Origin of the sequence: Chromobacterium vaccinii (assembly GCF_000971335.1) — a bacterium.
In the GTDB taxonomy this organism is placed as follows: Bacteria; Pseudomonadota; Gammaproteobacteria; order Burkholderiales; family Chromobacteriaceae; genus Chromobacterium; species Chromobacterium vaccinii.
Genome location: NZ_JZJL01000007.1, coordinates 26,929 through 44,557, shown reverse-complemented (window position 1 = coordinate 44,557; position 17,629 = coordinate 26,929). Strand labels below are relative to the sequence as shown.

General features: G+C 65.4%; 18 protein-coding genes. 9 read left to right on the top strand and 9 right to left on the bottom strand.

Going from position 1 to position 17,629, the window contains the following annotated elements; genetic code table 11:
* Positions 1 to 20: 20 nt before the first annotated feature.
* The 3 genes from VL52_RS05050 to VL52_RS05040 all read right to left on the bottom strand — a co-directional run bounded on the left by VL52_RS05050 (position 21) and on the right by VL52_RS05040 (position 1,856).
* Positions 21 to 746, bottom strand: coding sequence for a uracil-DNA glycosylase (locus VL52_RS05050; RefSeq protein ID WP_046156015.1), 726 nt, complete (start codon positions 744 to 746; stop codon positions 21 to 23).
* Positions 747 to 867: 121 nt separating this feature from the next.
* Positions 868 to 1,194: a rhodanese-like domain-containing protein gene (locus VL52_RS05045; RefSeq protein ID WP_046156014.1), complete on the bottom strand. Its 327-nt coding sequence runs from the start codon at positions 1,192 to 1,194 to the stop codon at positions 868 to 870.
* Positions 1,195 to 1,196: 2 nt separating this feature from the next.
* Positions 1,197 to 1,856, bottom strand: coding sequence for a protein-L-isoaspartate O-methyltransferase family protein (locus VL52_RS05040; protein ID WP_046156013.1), 660 nt, complete (start codon positions 1,854 to 1,856; stop codon positions 1,197 to 1,199).
* Between the two features lie 570 nt (positions 1,857 to 2,426).
* On the opposite strand from VL52_RS05040, the gene thiC reads away from it, so the two are divergent.
* The 4 genes from thiC to VL52_RS05015 all read left to right on the top strand — a co-directional run bounded on the left by thiC (position 2,427) and on the right by VL52_RS05015 (position 7,153).
* Positions 2,427 to 4,301, top strand: a complete 1,875-nt coding sequence (gene thiC / locus VL52_RS05035; RefSeq protein WP_412133470.1) for a phosphomethylpyrimidine synthase ThiC — start codon at positions 2,427 to 2,429, stop codon at positions 4,299 to 4,301.
* Positions 4,302 to 4,399: 98 nt separating this feature from the next.
* Positions 4,400 to 5,128: a sporulation protein gene (locus VL52_RS05030; RefSeq protein ID WP_052729166.1), complete on the top strand. Its 729-nt coding sequence runs from the start codon at positions 4,400 to 4,402 to the stop codon at positions 5,126 to 5,128.
* A gap of 103 nt (positions 5,129 to 5,231) precedes the next feature.
* Positions 5,232 to 5,471 carry a DUF2789 domain-containing protein gene (locus VL52_RS05025; protein ID WP_046156011.1) on the top strand — a complete coding sequence of 80 codons (240 nt, stop codon included), beginning with the start codon at positions 5,232 to 5,234 and terminating at the stop codon, positions 5,469 to 5,471.
* A gap of 542 nt (positions 5,472 to 6,013) precedes the next feature.
* Positions 6,014 to 7,153 (top strand): GGDEF domain-containing protein, encoded by a 1,140-nt coding sequence (locus tag VL52_RS05015; RefSeq protein ID WP_046156009.1) that lies wholly within the window; start codon positions 6,014 to 6,016, stop codon positions 7,151 to 7,153.
* Here the strand turns inward: VL52_RS05015 and VL52_RS23125 are convergent.
* From VL52_RS23125 to VL52_RS05000, 3 genes are all read right to left on the bottom strand, one after another.
* The gene (locus tag VL52_RS23125; RefSeq protein ID WP_052729165.1) at positions 7,150 to 8,274 is read right to left on the bottom strand and encodes a GGDEF domain-containing protein; all 1,125 of its coding nucleotides are present in this window, start codon (positions 8,272 to 8,274) and stop codon (positions 7,150 to 7,152) included. The genes VL52_RS05015 and VL52_RS23125 overlap by 4 nt on opposite strands.
* A gap of 67 nt (positions 8,275 to 8,341) precedes the next feature.
* Complete coding sequence (locus VL52_RS05005; RefSeq protein WP_052729164.1) at positions 8,342 to 8,911, bottom strand: PTS sugar transporter subunit IIA; 570 nt, start codon at positions 8,909 to 8,911, stop codon at positions 8,342 to 8,344.
* A gap of 98 nt (positions 8,912 to 9,009) precedes the next feature.
* Positions 9,010 to 9,303: a hypothetical protein gene (locus VL52_RS05000; RefSeq protein ID WP_021474955.1), complete on the bottom strand. Its 294-nt coding sequence runs from the start codon at positions 9,301 to 9,303 to the stop codon at positions 9,010 to 9,012.
* A 151-nt stretch (positions 9,304 to 9,454) separates the two neighbouring features.
* Between VL52_RS05000 and VL52_RS04995 the strand changes: the two genes are divergently transcribed.
* The gene (locus VL52_RS04995) at positions 9,455 to 9,814 is read left to right on the top strand and encodes an EthD family reductase (protein ID WP_046156008.1); all 360 of its coding nucleotides are present in this window, start codon (positions 9,455 to 9,457) and stop codon (positions 9,812 to 9,814) included.
* 56 nt (positions 9,815 to 9,870) lie between these two features.
* Here the strand turns inward: VL52_RS04995 and VL52_RS04990 are convergent, their stop codons facing one another.
* Positions 9,871 to 11,079, bottom strand: a complete 1,209-nt coding sequence (locus VL52_RS04990) for a winged helix-turn-helix domain-containing protein (RefSeq protein ID WP_046156007.1) — start codon at positions 11,077 to 11,079, stop codon at positions 9,871 to 9,873.
* Positions 11,080 to 11,209: 130 nt separating this feature from the next.
* Between VL52_RS04990 and VL52_RS04985 the strand changes: the two genes are divergently transcribed.
* Positions 11,210 to 11,581, top strand: a complete 372-nt coding sequence (locus VL52_RS04985; RefSeq protein ID WP_046156006.1) for a VOC family protein — start codon at positions 11,210 to 11,212, stop codon at positions 11,579 to 11,581.
* A gap of 189 nt (positions 11,582 to 11,770) precedes the next feature.
* Positions 11,771 to 12,178: an ester cyclase gene (locus VL52_RS04980; protein ID WP_046156005.1), complete on the top strand. Its 408-nt coding sequence runs from the start codon at positions 11,771 to 11,773 to the stop codon at positions 12,176 to 12,178.
* Positions 12,179 to 12,184: 6 nt separating this feature from the next.
* Here the strand turns inward: VL52_RS04980 and VL52_RS04975 are convergent, their stop codons facing one another.
* Both VL52_RS04975 and pyk read right to left on the bottom strand, forming a co-directional pair.
* On the bottom strand, positions 12,185 to 12,952 hold the full coding sequence (locus tag VL52_RS04975) for a substrate-binding periplasmic protein (RefSeq protein WP_046156004.1): 768 nt from the start codon (positions 12,950 to 12,952) through the stop codon (positions 12,185 to 12,187).
* Between the two features lie 109 nt (positions 12,953 to 13,061).
* Positions 13,062 to 14,468, bottom strand: a complete 1,407-nt coding sequence (gene pyk, locus VL52_RS04970) for a pyruvate kinase (RefSeq protein ID WP_021474961.1) — start codon at positions 14,466 to 14,468, stop codon at positions 13,062 to 13,064.
* Positions 14,469 to 15,214: 746 nt separating this feature from the next.
* On the opposite strand from pyk, the gene glpK reads away from it, so the two are divergent.
* Positions 15,215 to 16,717, top strand: a complete 1,503-nt coding sequence (glpK, locus tag VL52_RS04965; protein WP_046156003.1) for a glycerol kinase GlpK — start codon at positions 15,215 to 15,217, stop codon at positions 16,715 to 16,717.
* 108 nt (positions 16,718 to 16,825) lie between these two features.
* Complete coding sequence (locus tag VL52_RS04960) at positions 16,826 to 17,533, top strand: MIP/aquaporin family protein (protein WP_021474963.1); 708 nt, start codon at positions 16,826 to 16,828, stop codon at positions 17,531 to 17,533.
* The last annotated feature ends 96 nt before the right edge of the window (positions 17,534 to 17,629 follow it).

Sequence of the window (17,629 nt, the reverse complement as noted above, 5' to 3'; positions counted from 1 at the left end):
AGCGGCGCGGCGGAGCCGTTTCAGAACAGGGCGTTCCGCGCGGCCGGCGCCGCTTCCCAGCGCACCGGCTGGCGGCCGCGGGCGATCAGCCAGGCGTTGACCTGGGAGAAGTGGCGGCAGCCGTGGAAGCCGCGGCTGGCGGACAAGGGCGACGGGTGGGCGGCGGTCAGCACCAGGTGGCGGCCGGCGTCGATGCGCTCGGCCTTGCTCTGCGCCCAATTGCCCCACAGCAGGAACACGCAGCCGGGGTTGTCGCGGTTGACGGCGTCGATCAGCGCGTCGCTGACAGACTGCCAGCCGAGCTTGCCGTGGCTGCCGGCCTTGTCCCGCTCGACGGTGAGCACGCTGTTGAGCAGCAGCACGCCCTGCTGCGCCCAGTGGCTGAGGTCGCCGCAGGCGGGAATGCCGTGGCCGAGGTCGGCCGCCAGTTCCTTGTAGATGTTGCGCAGGGACGGCGGCACGCGCGCGCCGTCCGGCACCGAGAACGACAGGCCCATCGCCTCGCCGTCGCCGTGGTAGGGGTCCTGGCCCAGGATCACCACCTTGACGTCGGCCGGCGCGGCGAAGGTCAGCGCGTTGAACACCTGGGGCGGGGGCGGAAACAGCGTCTTGCCGTCGCCTTGCTGCAAGGCCAGCTGGCGGTCGATTTCGGCCAGGCGGGCGGCGATGGCGGGCTGGCCCAGCACCGTTTCCCAGGCGGGGTGGACGCGGGCGAGGGCGGGAGCGAGGTAGGTCAGAGAAGACATATCGGGTTCTTTGCTATGGATCGCCAGGCGGTTAACGTGGCTTGGAAAGATGGCTGCGCGATTCGTTCCAAAACAAAACACCGCCCTCGGGCGGTGTTTGTAGGCGACGCGCCGTCCAGCATCAATACCGGGCGACGGCCGGGTCCACCTGGGTCGACCAGGCGTCGATGCCGCCCTGCAGATTGATCACGTTGTCGAAGCCGGCGTTCAGCAGGAACAGCGCCACCTGGGCGCTGCGCATGCCGTGGTGGCAGATGGCGACGATGGGCGCGTCGTCCGGCAGCTCGCTCATCCGGATCGGGATCAGATTCATCGGGATGTGCACGCTGCCTTCGATGTGCGCCAGCTGGTATTCCCAGCCTTCGCGCACGTCCAGCAGCACCGGGCGCGCGGCCTGCGGATCGGCCAGTTGCGCGGCCAGCGCCGGGGCGGTGATTTCGCGCAGCATGATCAGAAGCTGAAACGGGCGGGTTCAACCGCCTCGAATTTCTTCAGCCGCTCGACACAGGTCTCGAACAGCGCGGTTTCGCGGAAGCTGGTGTCGGTTTCGCGCTCGATCAGCTTGCACGCCATCACCGGCAGATCGCCGGCCACCAGGATCAGGCGGCCGCCGACGGCCAGCTGGTCCTTCAGTTCTTGCGGGACTACCGGCAGCGAGCCGCCGACCACGATCACGTCGTAAGGCGCTTGCTCGGCCAGGCCCAGCACGCCGTCGCCCTCGACCAGGGTGACGTTGGCGACGCCGGCCTTCTTCAGGTTGGCGGCCGCGCGCTCCTTCTGCGCCGGATCGATTTCCACGCTCACCACCTGCTTGCCCATCTTGGCCAGCAGCGCGGTCAGGTAGCCGCTGCCGGTGCCGATTTCCAGGATCTTGTCGCTCGGCTGGATGGCGGCGTCCTGCACCAGGCGCGCTTCCATCTTCGGTTGCAGCATCTTGCTGCCGTTGGGCAGCGGCAGTTCGGTGTCGACGAAGGCCAGCTGGCGCTGATTGTCGGCGACGAAGTCCTCGCGTTTCACGTGAAACAGCAGATCCAGCACGTTGGTATCCAGAACATCCCACGGACGAATCTGCTGTTCGACCATGTTGAAACGGGTTTTTTCGAAATCCATCAACTTAAACTCCGGAGGGCTGGGAGTCCGCTCCGCCCATGGAGGACAGCGTCGGCGGCAAGGACTCGTGTGATGACGATACAGTCTGCTGACAAAGTGAATTGGTGCGATTTTACAGAACCCGGCAGAGCCGGGCCCCGCCACATAAGTGCTTGAGTCCGCAGCCTGACCATTGAATCCCTATCGCTCCGCTGAGCGAATTGAAAATTCGCACGCATGCCGCCCTCTTAAACCTGCAAGGGAGCCTCGCCTTCTCGAAGGCGAGATGCTTTGTCAACAATCTAGATTGCTTGCGATTATCCCATATTTGCCTTACCTTCACACGGCATCGCTAGGGGTCCTGCGCCTGGCGTTCGGCGCAGATGGCCACCAAAGTGTAGGCCATGGCGCCGGATGACGGAGCGCGGGTGAGAAATACCCTTGGAACCTGACCCGGATAATACCGGCGTAGGGAAGCGTCACCTGCCATACCGGCCCATTCGGGCCCGCAGCCGGCCATGCCGGACCGCTCCTTGCGCCGCTTCATCGCTTTTGGAGACCCGCCCGATGAACGCGCCCGTGAACAAGCAGATGGTGGTGGACGCCGCCGCCGTCCAGCCTTTGCCCAACTCCCGCAAGATTTATGCAGCAGGCAGCCGCCCGGACATTCAAGTGCCGATGCGCGAGATCCGCCAGGCCGACACGCCGACCCAGTTCGGCGGCGAAAAGAACCCTCCCATCTTCGTCTACGACACCAGCGGCCCCTACAGCGATCCGGCCGTCCGCATCGACATTCAGAGCGGCTTGGCGCCTTTGCGCGCCGGCTGGATCGCCGAGCGCGGCGATTGCGAGCGGCTGGACGGCCTGTCCAGCGAATACGGCCGCGCCCGCGAGGCCGATCCCAAGCTCGCCGAGCTGCGCTTCAATCTGCAGCGCAAGCCGCGCCGCGCCAAGGCCGGCCGCAACGTCAGCCAGATGCACTACGCGCGCCGCGGCATCGTCACGCCGGAGATGGAGTTCGTCGCCATCCGCGAAAACCTGAACCGCCGCGCCTATGTGGAATCGCTGCAGGCCGCCGGCAACCAGCGGCTGCTGGACCTGATGACGCGCCAGCACAAGGGCCACAGTTTCGGCGCCAACCTGCCGGAGGAGATCACCCCGGAATTCGTGCGCCAGGAAGTGGCCGCCGGCCGCGCCATCATCCCGGCCAACATCAACCATCCGGAATCCGAGCCGATGATCATTGGCCGCAACTTCCTGGTGAAGATTAACGGCAACATCGGCAATAGCGCGGTAACGTCGTCCATTTCCGAGGAAGTGGACAAGATGACCTGGGGCACGCGCTGGGGCGCGGACACCATCATGGACCTGTCCACCGGCAAGAACATCCACGAAACGCGGGAGTGGATTCTGCGCAACAGTCCGGTGCCGATCGGCACCGTGCCCATCTACCAGGCGCTGGAAAAGGTCAACGGCAAGGCCGAGGACCTGAGCTGGGAAATCTTCCGCGACACGCTGATCGAGCAGGCCGAGCAGGGGGTCGACTACTTCACCATCCACGCCGGCGTGCGCCTGGCCTACGTGCCGATGACCGCCGGCCGCATGACCGGCATCGTGTCGCGCGGCGGCTCCATCATGGCCAAGTGGTGTCTGGCGCATCACCGCGAGAATTTCCTCTACACCCATTTTGAAGATATCTGCGAAATCATGAAGGCCTACGACGTGGCCTTCAGCCTGGGAGACGGCCTGCGCCCGGGCAGCGCCTGGGACGCCAATGACGAGGCGCAGCTGTCGGAGCTGAAAACGCTGGGCGAGCTGACCGAGATCGCCTGGAGGCACGATGTGCAGGTGATGATTGAAGGCCCGGGCCACGTGCCGATGCAGCTGATCAAGGAGAATATGGACAAGGAGCTGGAGTGGTGCCGCGAGGCGCCGTTCTACACCCTGGGGCCGCTGACCACCGACATCGCGCCAGGCTACGACCACATCACCTCGGCCATCGGCGCCGCGCAGATCGGCTGGTACGGCACCGCGATGCTGTGCTACGTGACGCAGAAGGAGCACCTGGGCCTGCCCAACAAGAATGACGTCAAGGAAGGCATCATCACCTACAAGCTGGCGGCGCACGCGGCGGACCTGGCCAAGGGCCATCCCGGCGCGCAGATCCGCGACAACGCGCTGTCCAAGGCGCGCTTCGAATTCCGCTGGGAAGACCAGTTCAACCTGGGGCTGGACCCGGACAAGGCGCGCGATTTCCACGACGAGACGCTGCCGAAAGACAGCGCCAAGGTCGCGCACTTCTGCTCGATGTGCGGTCCGCACTTCTGCAGCATGAAGATCACTCAGGACGTGCGCGAATACGCGGCCAGCCAGGGCATAGGCGAGCAGGACGCGCTGAGAGAGGGGATGCGGGAAAAGTCGATCGAGTTCGTCAAAGGCGGTAGCAAGCTGTATGACAAGGTCTGATCAATAGGTCAATTTTGGTATTTTAATGATTTTTTTGGCATAAAATGTTATCGGGTCGGCTTGTGAGCCGGCCCGTTTTCCATTTGGATCGCCAATACATGCTGAAATCGTTTTTTGCCGCCGTGGAGACGGGCGCCGCCGCCGTGGCCACCCGTCTGTCGAACCCGCGCCTGCAGTCCGGCGAAACGCTGCGCGGAGAGGTGAGGGTCTGCGGCGGAGCGGTCGACCAGCGCATCGCCAAAATAGAACTGCTGCTGCTGGCCGAGGCCGCAGGCGAGCGCGGCGGGGAAACCCTGTTGCTGGCCAGCCTGCCGGTCAGCGGCCCGTGCCGGATTCCGGCCGGCTGCGAATGGCGCTTGCCGTTTCTGCTGCCGTTGCCGGAAGCGACGCCGGTCAATTGCCACCCGGCCCTGGGCGGCGAGCCGCTGGTGTGGGTCCATACCGATCTGGCCTTGGGCCAGGCGCGGGACGCCGGCGACAGCGACCGGCTGCAGGTGTTGCCGCCGCCGCGCATGGATGCCCTGTTGCAGGCTTTTTCCCGCCTGGGCTGGGAGTTGGCGGGCGCGGGGATGGAAGCCGGCATCGCCTATGTCGGCGGCGTCGCCGGCTTGCTGGGCTGCTATCAGGAATGGGTGCTGAGGCCGCGCGACGCCGGCTGGAACTGGAGCCAGATCCGGCTGACCCTGGTTCCCGACAGCCATGGGGCTGTCCATGTATGGATGGAGATCGCCGGCGATGGCCGCGATTATTGCCTGAGCCTGAGGATGGAGCCGGGTTGGGAAGAGGTCGACTGGACGGCGGAGATTCGCGCCAGGCTGGGCTTGTGAGCGCGTATAACCGGCCGATGGGGCTGGTTTGGCGTTCGTTGCGGCACAGAGGCGGCGGCGGCGGTCTAGCATGAGGGGATGAAACCTGCTTAGGGAGTCGAGGATGGACACCAGCAATCATTTGTTGCCCGGCCTGTTTCGCCAGCTGGGCTTGCCGGACGAGCCCGCCGCCATCCGGGCCTTCATCTCCAGCCACCCGCTGCCGCCGCGCGTCGCCTTGGCCGACGCGCCGTTCTGGACGCCGGCCCAGGCCGCCTTCTTGCGCCAAGCTTTGGAGTGCGACGCCGAGTGGAGCGAGGCGGCGGACGAACTGGCGGTGCTGTTGCAGCAGGGCGAAGGCTGACGGTTGTGGATAAACAGGGAGGCGCGCGGCGGCTTGTGGATAAGGCTGCTAACAAAACCCCTGATCCTGCGTTGCGCCTGCTTGTCGTAATGAGTGCTACCTGTGTCGGCGCGCCTTGGCTCAGGTTCTCTGCGAGGTTTTGTCAGAGGCTTTAAGTCGCCTCATGCTGCCGGATGCGCAGGAAGCCTTGTGCCGCCGCCATCCGGTGAAGGCGGTGTATCTGACGCCCCTCCACCAGTTTCCCGCCGCGCTGATGGCGCCGGCCGAGCGCTACGATTTTCACATCATCGAGGACGACTATGACCACGAGTTACACTTCGACCATCGGCCGATGCCGCCGCTGGGCCGGCCGGCGCGTGGCGTACGTCGGTTCGCTGTCCAAGGTGCTGGCGCCGGGGTTGAGAGTGGGTTACGCCGACCTGGGGGGCGCGAGCCCTGTGTGGACAGATGGCCAGTTTCGACGCGGGAAGGTAGTTATCTGGATTGAATAGCGAAAACCTGACATATAGCTTTAAGAAGATATCGTCGTTCTGGGGAACGGGATGAAACAAACCGATCAGACCCTGCTGGAACAATTGCGCATTACCGAGTTCGAGATTGAGCAGCGCAAGCAATTGTTTGAGTTGGAACCGCGCGACGAAATGCTGCTGCGCGCCGCCGGCCATTTGGTGGAGTCGCATCTGGAAGAACTGGTGACGCGTTTCTACGAGTTGCAGACCAGCACGCCGGAGATCGCGCTGTTGATCGGCGACGCCGACACCCTGCAGCGGCTGCGAAACGCCCAGCGCCGCTATGTGATCGACCTGTTCAGCGGCGTCTACGACCTGGAATATGTGAACAACCGGCTGCGCATCGGCCTGGTGCACAAGCGCATCGGCGTCGAGCCCAAGCTGTACCTGGCGGCGGTGCAATCGTTGAAGACGTTGCTGTCTGCCCAGATCTGCGAACTGATTCCCGACATTGAAGTGAGAGGACATACCTTGCTGGCGTTGGACAAGCTGGTGATGTTCGACGTGGCGCTGGTTTTCGAAACCTATATCCGCAGCTTGGTGGCCGAGATCGAAACCTCGCGCAACAAGTCCGAGCAGTACGCGCGTTCGCTAGAGGAAAAAGTGGTGATCCGCACCCGCCAGTTGGAGGAGTTGTCGCGCACCGACCCGCTGACCGGGCTGCTTAACCGGCGCTACCTGGACGAGACGCTGACGCGGGTGCTGCGCAGCGCGCAGCGCCGTCACGAGAAGGTGACGCTGGTGTATCTGGACATCGACGATTTCAAGCAAATCAACGACAGCCAAGGCCACCAGCAGGGGGATGAGGTGCTGCGCCGGCTAGGTGAGGTGATCAATCGCATTACGCGAGTCGAAGATGGAAGCTTTCGCTACGGCGGCGACGAATTCTGCATCGTATTGCCCAATTGCGACCGCAAACAGGCGGAGGGCGTTTTTCTCATCCGCCTGAGCGAGGAACTGGCTACGGCGCTGCCGGGCGTGACCCTGAGCGTGGGTTGTTCGGAAACCGGTCCGGATGATTTCATGCCGCCGGAAGAGCTGCTGGGCAAGGCCGACCAGTGCATGTATGAGATGAAGCAGCGCCACCGGATGGATCTGGCCGCCGGGCCGAGCAAGCTGGCGGACAAGACCGACGAAAAAGCCAGCGAGGAGCAGCCCGTAGTCGGCCGCTAGAGCCGGCGCACCTGGTCGCGCCCCGACTGCTTGGCCAGATACAGGGCCTGGTCGGCCTTCTGCTGGGCATCGGCGAAGTCCTGCTGCCGGCAATGCCATTCATGCACGCCGGCGGAAAAGGCGCAGCGCAGTTCCGGCTGCTTGGGCAGCGGCGCCAGTTGGCGAAAGGCCTGCAGTAGCCGCTCCGTCGCCAGCATCCCGTCCTCGATGTCCGCGTCCGGCATCAGCAGGCAGAACTCCTCGCCGCCATAGCGGATCAGCATGTCGTTGTCGCGGATGCCGCCCCGCAGCACGGCGGCCAGCACCTGCAGCACCGCGTCGCCGGCCGGATGGCCGTAGCGGTCGTTGACCGACTTGAAATGGTCGATGTCCAGCATCACCACGCAGACGCGCTCCACCGACGCCTCCAGCGTGCGCAGCCAGTATTGTAGTGCGCGGCGGTTGCCGGCTCCGGTCAGCGGATCGAAGTTGGCCGCGTCCTCCAGCCGGTTGTGCTGGCGCTGCAGCACGATGTTGAGAAAACCCACCGCGCCGCATACTTGGGCGGCGGCGGCGAACGCCAGCGCCAGCTGGTGCAGCTGGTCCAGGCTGTCAGGCGCGGTGGAGGTTTGCAGCCGGAGGTAGAAATCGCTGGCGTCTCGCCAGACGAACAGCAGCGCGCCCAGCAGGAACAGCAGCGCGGTGGGGCTGAAGCGGTTGCGGCTGACCAGCCGCTCGGCGCGCTGGTACAGCCAGGCCGCGGCCAGGTAGAGCAGCGGAATCTCGGCGCTTTCCAGCGCCAGCATCAGCGGGCGGTAGGGCAGCAGCTTGTCCAGCGTGGAAACCAGGCCGACGGCCAGCCACAGCCAGTTGGGCGGCTTCAGTCCGGTGACGCGGGCGATGATGGTCAGCTGCAGCGCGATGCCGGCGTTGCTCATGCCGCTGCCCAGCGCCAGCCGCAGCATCTCTCCCTTGCCGGGTTCGACATAGCCCTCCACCAGCATGCCGGCGGCCAGCAGCAGCGAGGCCTGCAGCCAGCGGCGCCGCGCCCGGATGAGGTCGGAGCGCACGCTGTGCTGCCAGGTGATGAGACCGATGCTGGCGACTGCCAGCGAAACCATGATCAGCAGGGAATTGGACATGCGCGCCTGTTGCGGAAGGATGAAACCATCGTCTCATCCTAGCAAAGGGGTTTTCGCGCTGTCACGGTCAGAAGCGGGCGGTCACCTTGCGGCGCACGCTGTAATCGGGCCGCAGGCTGGCTTCGGCGTCCAGGAAATAGCGGTTGCTGTCCAGCATGAAATGCGGATCGTTGCTGGGCTCGGGGTCGGACCAGCGCTGGAACAGGCTATCCACCTGGCCGGGGAGACGGCAGGCCGCCAGCTCGGAGCGGAACGGGCGCTCGCCGAAGACGCGGGCGATCTCCGCCAACAGTTGCAGGTGCGGGGCGCGGGTGTCGCGCGGCAACAGCAAGACCAGCAGGCTGCGCACCGGCTCTCCGTCCAGGGCGTCGAAATCCAGCCCCCGCTTCAGGCTGATAAACAGCGCGCGCACGTCGGCCAGGCCGGCGATGCGGGCGTGCGGCAGCGCCAGGCCGTGGCCCAGCGCCGTGCTGCCGGTTTCCTCCCGCTGCTGCAGCGCGGCCTGCAGCGCCGGCGCGTTCAGCGCGTGTCGCTGGCCCAACTGGCGGGCGGCGTATTCGAACAGCTGGCGTTTATCCGATATGTCGACGTCCAGCAGGATATCGCTGCCGCGGCAGATGTCGGCCAGGGTTTGCATGGACCTTCTCCTGTATGGTGGATGCAGGCTCATGCTAGGTCGGCGTGTCTAAATTGAATCTAAATAAACGGCGGCCGGACATCAAAATCTCGTTAACGCTATTCCTTCTTCGGCAGGATGGCGCCCTTGAGCGCAGACGCCTGCTCCTTCAGCTTGTCCACCTGCTGTTGCACCTCGGGATTCTGGGCGGCGGCGGAGGCGGCGAGCTTGGCCGCGCCGATCGCGGCGCTGGCCTGATCCTTCAGTTGGCCGAGCGGCGCGCTGGCGCTGTCCACGCCCTGGTGCACGCTGCCGATGGCGGCCGACGCGGCCTGTTGCAGCTGGGTGGTCTGTTGCTGGTTGCAGCCGGCGAGCAGCAGCGCGCTGCCGGCGGCGAGCATCACGATACGCATGGTTTTGTCCTAAGCGTTGAAAGATGCTGTTAAAGAGCGGAATAAGGGGACGCAAGTTCCATTTTGTCGGACAGCCAGGCCGGAATGACATTGGCAATGCGGGCATTTGGGTTTAAGTTGATGTCTCCCCTTTACCGCCACGGAGTCCCGGATGATCACCGTCAGCGTCACTTATCCCCAGCGCGCCGGCGCGCATTTCGATTTCGACTACTATCTGCGGCAGCACATGCCGATGGTGCAGCAGCTGCTGGGCAATGCCCTGAAGGGCGCCAGGGTGGACCGCGGCCTGTCCGGCGCCGAGCCCGGCAGCGCGCCCGATTACGTCGCGCAGGCGACGCTGCTGTGCGAATCGACGGAGGCTTTCCAGCAGGCCTTCGGCCCGGTGGCCGCGCGCATCATGGGCGACATTCCCAACTACACCGACATCCAGCCCGTGATCCAGTACAACGAAGTGGCGCTGTGGGACGAGCGCCAGCCCGGCGTCAGCGGCTGGTACGCCAACGCGCAATAGGCGCTAGCAGCCTGTTCTGAAGTCTCGCAGACGCGCAGCCGGCATTCAACAGGTTCTCAGGCCAGGATGCGCTGGGCCAAGTCTCCCGGGGCCTGGCCGATGGCCAGCCGCGGCGCGCCGTGCCAGGCGGCCATCCGGCAGAGCGCGGCGGACAGGTCGTCGGCCAGCCGCTGGCTGACGCGGACACCCGGCTCCAGATGCAGCGACTTGACCTCGAACACGCCTTCCTTGCGGTGGGCCTTGGCGTCCAGCCGGCCCACCAGCTTGCCGCGGTTGAGGATCGGCAGGGTGAAGTAACCGTAGCGGCGCTTGGGCGCCGGCGTGTAGCACTCGATCTTGTAATCGAAATCGAACAGCTCCAGCGCGCGCTTGCGGTCCCACACCAGCGGGTCGAACGGCGACAGGATGGCGGTGTTGCCGCTGCTCAGCCTGTCCGCCGCGGCCAGTTCCAGTTCGGCGGCCAGGCTGGCGTGGACGAAGGCGTCGTGGCTCCAGCCTTCCACCCTCGCCGGGATCAGCTCGCCCTTGTCGGCCAGGCCGTGCAGCAGCTCGCCGTACGGCGCGCGCTTGAGCCGGTAGTAGTCGGCCGCCCAGCCGGGCTTGACCACGCCCAGCGCGCGGCAGCTGTTGCGCACCATGTCCAGCTGCGCGTCTTCCGGCGACGGCAGGTCGCGCGCGTCGTCCCAGCCGGGCAGCACCCGCTCTGCCAGGTCGTAGACGCGTTGGAACCCGCGCCGCTCCTTCACCATCAGCCGTCCCAGCGTGAACATCACTTCCAGGTGGCGCTTCTCCGGCTTCCAGTCCCACCAGCCGTTGCCCTTGCCGCCCTTGCGCTCGAAATCGGCCGAGCGCGCCGGGCCGTGGGCGCGGATGTGCTCGACGATGGCGTCGATGTCGGCGCGGTGCTGGTCCAGCCAGCGCTGCGAGTATTTCCAGCTCATGCTTTCGGCGTTCAGCATCCGGTGGCGCAGCAGCCGGTAGTCTTCCGTCGGCACGAAACAGGCTTCGTGCGCCCAGTATTCGAACAGCGCGCCCTCGGCCAGCAACTGGTCCAGCCAGGCCGGGTCGTAGGCGCCGATCCGGCTGTACAGCACCAGGTAGGGGCTGCGCGCGACCACGCTGATGGTATCGATCTGCAGCAGCGCCATGCGGCGGATGGCGGCCAGCGCGTCGGCCTTGGCCGCCTTGCGGCGCGGGGCGGCGAGCAGGCCCTGGGCGGCCAGTTGCAGGTGGCGGGCGTGTTGCAGCGACAGGTGGAGAGTCATGGCCGAACCGGGAAGCGACGGGAAAAACGACTATACCAGCGGCGACCGTCTCCGTGTAATGCCAAAGGCATGACAAGCCGGCGCGCTTGTGGCAGGGTGGACAGTCCGTTTTCCACCCGGAGCAATGGCCATGATCAGCCATATCGACCACATCGTCCTGACCGTGCGCGACATCGAGGCGGCGGCGGCGTTTTATCAGCGCGCGTTGAAGCTGGAGGCGGTGACCTTCGGCAACGGCCGCCGCGCGCTGCGTTTCGGCAACCAGAAGATCAATCTGCAGTCATTGGGCCAGGAGACCCGCAATCATGCGGCGATCGGCTCCGGCGACCTGTGCCTGATCGCCGCCATTCCTTTGCCCGAAGTGATCGAGAACCTGAAGCGCGAGGGGGTGGCCATCGTCGAGGGGCCGATCACCCGCAGCGGCGCGATGGGCCCCATCACCTCGGTGTATTTCAACGATCCTGACGGCAATCTGGTGGAAGTCAGCAGCTACAGCTTTTGACCCTCTGGACGGAAGCCCGCGCAGATGGCGGAGGCGGGACAGGAATGATGCCGAATGATTTGGATACTGTCTTTTTTATGTTATTGAAATGAAATGGCGCTTGTCGTTTAATTCAACGTCATTGCCGGATGGCCGGCGATTCAACCCGGACGCCGGACATGTGCCGGCGCCCATTCTCAGGGCGATTTCATGGACAGCAGCAAGGCAGTGATTCAACGCTTCAACCGCGAGGTGATAGAAAACCGCGACATGGGGGCATTCGCCGAATTGGTGGCGGCCGATTTCGTCAATCACTCGGCCCCGCCCGGCGTCCCCTCGGGGCCGGACGGCTTCGCCGGCTTCTTCACCGGCATGCTGCATCCGGCCTTGTCCGACATCCGCGTGCACATCCATGAGCAGATCGAGGAAAACGGCAAGGTGGTGACGCGCAAGACCATAGAAGCCACCCACACCGGCGCCTTCTTCGGCCAGGCCGCCAGCGGCAAACGCATCGCCATCAACGCGATGGACATCGTGGTGGTGCGCGACGGCAAGTACGCCGAGCACTGGAGCTGCGCCGACCTGTACGGCGCGCTGGCCCAGATCCGCGGCGCCTGAACGCGCTCAATCGTCGCGGCCGGCGTTGAGGACGTCCCGCACCAGCCTGTCGTAGCTGCCATCCTTGCGCATGCCTTCCAGCGCCAGGTCGAAGCGGGTCAGCAGCGCCTGCTGCTGCGAATGTTTGTTGATGGCGAGATAGGAGTGGTTGGCCGCCAGCGCTTCCGCCGACAGCGCGAAGCCATGGTAGCCGCCCTCCCGCAGCGCCAGCTGCAGCGGTTCGCGTATGCCCAGCACCACGTCCAGCCGGCCCAGCTTCAACTGCTGCAGATTTTGCTGGTCGCTGTCGCCGTCGAAGGCGGTGAACTTGCGGTCTTTGCGGGCCTGGTCGAAGGCGTCGCCATAGCTCCAGCCGGCCATCACCCCCACCCTTTTGCCGTTCAGGTCCTCCAGCCGGCGGTAGGACTGGCCGTTCGCGCGCGGGTAGGCCATGACCACCCGTTCGGTGAACAGCGGCTGGCTGAAGTCGAACAGCTTTTCCCGGCTGGCTGTCTTGATGATGCCGCCGGCGGCGGCGCTGCCGCCGCGCAATTCCTGCAGCGCCATGCGCCAGGACACGGCGCGCAGGGTGACGGCGATGCCGGCGCGTTCGCAGGCCTTGGCGACCAGCAAGGGATAGAGCCCGGCCGCGCCCGGCTTGCCGGCGTACATCAGCGGGGGGTTGCTGGCGTCGAAGTCGACGATCAGGCCGGGCGGCTCGCCGGCGCGGCTGGCTAGGCAGGCGGTCAGCAACAGCAGCGACGCCAGCGCCTTGCGGAAAAACATCGGCCGCATCGGGACGGGCTCTTGGAGGTGGTCACTGTTGCAGCATAGTACCTGCGGCGGGCGGGCAAGAAAAAACGGAACCCGAGGGTTCCGTTGTCGCTGCCATGCCGGTGGCGCCTTACGGATAGACGATGCGCAAGAGATTGGTGGAGCCGGGGGTGCCGAAGGGCACGCCGGCGATGATCACCATCGGCTTGCCCTGCTCGGCCAGGCTGAGCTTGGTCGCGCAGAAGGTGGTTTTCACCACCATGTCTTCCAGGTTTTCGGCGTCCGGTCCGTGGTAGGCGACCACGCCCCACACCAGCGTCAGCCGGCGCGCGGTTTCCAGCTTGGGCGAGATGCCCAGGATGGGGGTGGACGGGCGTTCGCGCGCCAGCGACAGACAGCTGGCGCCGCTGGTGGTGAAGGCGACGGCCACGGTGACCGGCAGCAGGGTGCTGACCTTGCGCACGCAGGCGGCGATGGCGTCGGTGCGGTCCGGCTCGTCGGCGGCGCTGTAGTCCAGCGCCATCACCTTGCGGTAGTCGGGCGCGCTTTCCACGCGGCGGATGATGCGGTCCATGATCTGCACCGCTTCCAGCGGATACTGGCCGGCGGCGGTCTCGGCCGACAGCATCACCGCGTCCGCGCCTTCGTAGACGGCGGTGGCCACGTCGTTGGCTTCGGCGCGGGTCGGCGTCGGCGCGGTGATCATCGATTCCAGCATCTGGGTGGCGACGATCACCGGACGGCCCAGGTGGCGGCAGTGGTGGACGATGCGGCGCTGCGCCACCGGCACGTCTTCCGGCGGCAGCTCCACGCCCAGGTCGCCGCGGGCCACCATCACGCCGTCGGCCAGCGTGGCGATGGCCTCCAGGTCGTCCACCGCCGACGGCTTCTCGATTTTGGCGACGATGCCGGCGCGTTTGCCGATGATGCCGCGCAGTTCCTTGACGTCGGCCGCGGTCTGGACGAAGGACATCGCCACCCAGTCGGCGCCTTCCTCCAGCGCGAACTCGGCGTCCTTGCGGTCCTTGTCGGTGATGGCCGACAGCGGCAGCACGGTGTTGGGCAGGTTGAAGCCCTTGTTGCTGGACAGCTCGCCGCCGACGGCGACGCGGGTGACGATGCGGCGCGGATGCATTTCCGTCACCTCGAACGCCAGCTTGCCGTCGTTGACCAGGATGCGGTGGCCGGGCTCCAGCGCCTCGAACGCCTCCGGGTGCGGCAGGGTGGCTCGCTCGGCGCCGCCGTCGGTTTCGTCCAGCGTGAATTCGTAGCGGTCGCCGGTTTTCACCGTGGCCGGCTGCGGAAACTTGCCGATGCGCAGCTTGGGGCCCTGCAGGTCCACCAGCACGCCGATCGGGCGGTCCAGCGCTTTCTCCGCGGCGCGGATGGCGGCCAGGCGGGCGCGATGGTCGTCATGGCTGCCGTGGCTCATATTGAGCCGGAAGATGTTGACCCCGGAGCGGGCCAGTTCCAGGATTTTTTCCGGGGTGCTGGACGAGGGGCCGAGCGTGGCGAGTATTTTGGTGTTGCGAAGCATGACAGTCCTTTGCGGCCCATGCGGCCGAGTAGCTTGGAACCATTGCGTAATTCTTGCGGCGGGTGGTTGCCGGACGGGGCGCCGCGTCGCGTATCCGGATTGCGGCGATGATGCCATATCGCCGTTTTCGCTTTCTTGCGCTGGGTCGAATGCCCGGCGTTTCGCGTCGCGCGGTCCGTTGCGGAACCGGAGTCTGCCTTGTCATTCATGCTGCCATATCTGCGTTGTAGCGGCAGGATTACGTGTTTGCGGCCGTTTGTTGGCGAAACAACGTTTTGCGACGATGGTCTGATCGAAGCGTCCGCTTTTTAGTTTCGGTTATTTTCTTATTTTTTCGTTTTCAAGCAAGCGGCTGTAGCGCATGCAAATGCTTGTTGCAGTGCGAAATAGACGGATTTTCCATCCATTTGTCCTGAGGCCTCGCCTGTTCTCGCCGCGCGGGCCGGCATGGCGCGCCGTTTTTCCGGAACGGGGGCGTGGAAATAGGCGCGTGTGAAAATGTAGCGCGGAGCTACATCTTTCAGTGTGTTGATATTAAAGGATTAATTCCGTATTGCGCGGATGGCGATCTCTGGTTGCAGCGCGGAAAATGTATTTTTTTTTACCGGAAGATTGACAAGGTTCTGTTCGGGCCTAGAATTGTCCGCAAATAAAACGAACGTCATAAGCAAAAAAACAAACATTCGCGCAACGTCGACACCCAGGCATGTCCACCATGCCGCCTTACCGGCAAACAGGAGAAAGTCATGACCGATCAGTACGTGCTGGCCCTGGACCAGGGCACCACCAGTTCCCGCGCCATCCTATTCAACCGCGGCGGCGACATCGTGTCGCTGGCGCAGAAGGAATTCCGCCAAATTTATCCGCAGCCGGGCTGGGTCGAGCATGATCCGCAGGAAATCTGGGGCGGCCAGGTGGGCGTGGCCGCGGAAGCGGTGGCCAAGGCCGGCATCGACGGCCGCAGCATCGCCGCCATCGGCATCACCAACCAGCGCGAAACCACCATCGTCTGGGACCGCGAAACCGGCCAGCCGGTGTACAACGCCATCGTCTGGCAGGACCGCCGCACCGCCGAGTTCTGCGACGAGCTGAAATCGCGCGGCCTCTCCGAACTGATCCGCTCCAAGACCGGCCTGCTGGTCGACGCCTATTTCTCCGGCAGCAAGATCAAGTGGATTCTGGACAACGTGCCCGGCGCGCGCGACCGCGCCCGCGACGGCAAGCTGGCCTTCGGCACCGTGGACAGCTGGCTGATCTGGAACTTCACCCACGGCAAAGTGCATGTGACCGACGTGTCCAACGCCTCGCGCACCATGCTGTACAACATCCACACCCTGCAGTGGGACGCCGAGCTGCTGGACATCATGGGCATTCCGGCCAGCATGCTGCCGGAAGTGAAGAGCTCCAGCGAAGTGTACGGCCATACCCACGCCGCCCATCTGGGCCGCGAAATTCCGATCGCCGGCGTGGCCGGCGACCAGCAGGCGGCGCTGTTCGGCCAGCAGTGCACCACGCCGGGCATGGTGAAGAACACTTACGGCACCGGCTGCTTCATGATGCTGAACACCGGCGACAAGCCGATCGAATCCAAGAACAATCTGCTGACCACCATCGCCTGGAAAGTGGACGGCAAGGTGCAGTACGCGCTGGAAGGCTCGATCTTCATCGGCGGCGCGGTGGTGAAATGGCTGCGCGACGGTCTGGGCATCATCCGCCACTCGGCCGACGTCGGCCCGCTGGCGCAGGAAGTGAAGGACAGCGACGGCGTCTACCTGGTGCCGGCCTTCGCCGGCCTGGGCGCGCCGCACTGGAAAGCCAGCGCCCGCGGCACCATCGTCGGCGCCACCCTGGGCACCAAGGCCGCCCACATCGCCCGCGCCGCGCTGGACAGCATCGCTTACCAGACCCGCGACGTGCTGAAGGCGATGGAAGCCGACGCCGGCATGAGCATCGCCGAACTGCGCGTCGATGGCGGCGCCACCGTCAATGAGCTGCTGATGCAGTTCCAGTCCGACATCCTGGCGGTGAACGTGGTGCGCCCCAAGATCACCGAAACCACCGCGCTGGGCGCCGCCTACCTGGCCGGCCTGGCCGTCGGCTACTGGAAGAGCGTGGACGACATCCAGGGCCAATGGCAGCTGGACCGCCGCTTCCAGCCGGCGATGCCGGCCGGCGAAGTGGCCGCCAACGTCAAGGGCTGGCAACGCGCGGTCAACGCCGCCAAGGTGTGGGCCGACGATCAGGACTGACGGCGCGCGGGCCGGCGTAACCCGCTGCCGGCCGTGCCCGAGCGATGACGGCATGACCCGCCGCGCCAAGCGGCGGGCAACTCAAGATAAAGTTGGAAAGAGACAATCATGAATCCTTTGATGGGCGAATTCATCGGCACCGCCTTGCTGGTGCTGCTGGGCAACGGCGTGGTGGCCAACGTGCTGCTGAAGAACACCAAGGGCCACAACAGCGGCCTGATCGTGGTGGCCTTCGGCTGGGCGATGGCGGTGTTCGTCGGCGTGTTCAGCGTGGCGGCGATCAGCGGCGCGCACCTGAATCCGGCGGTTTCGGTGGCGCTGGCGGTGGCCGGCAAGTTCCCGTGGGACAAGGTGCCGGGCTATGTCGCCGCGCAGATGCTGGGCGGCATGGCCGGCGCCGGCCTGATGTGGCTGATTTACCGCAAGCACTACGAAACCACCGATTGCGCCGACACCAAGCTGGCCACCTTCTGCACCGGCCCGGCCATCCGCAGCCTGCCGGGCAACCTGGTGTCCGAGATCGTCGCCACCTTCGTGCTGGTGTTCGCCATCCTGTCGATGGTGGCCCCCAAGATGTCGCTGGGCGCGATCGACGCGCTGCCGGTGGCGCTGCTGGTGTTGGGCATCGGCGTGTCGCTGGGCGGCACCACCGGCTACGCGATGAGCCCGGCGCGCGACCTGGCGCCGCGCATCATGCACGCCATCCTGCCGATTCCCGGCAAGCGCGACAGCGACTGGGGCTATGCCTGGGTGCCGGTGGTCGGCTCGCTGATCGGCGGCGCGCTGGCGGCGCTGGCCTTCACGCTGCCGCTTTGATGTTGTAGCCGTTTTTGCGCCGCCGTGTCCGCACGGCGGCGTTTTCACAGGCTGGCGCCAGCCAGCCTGGCGCGGGACCGCCGCCGACAGAGCGCG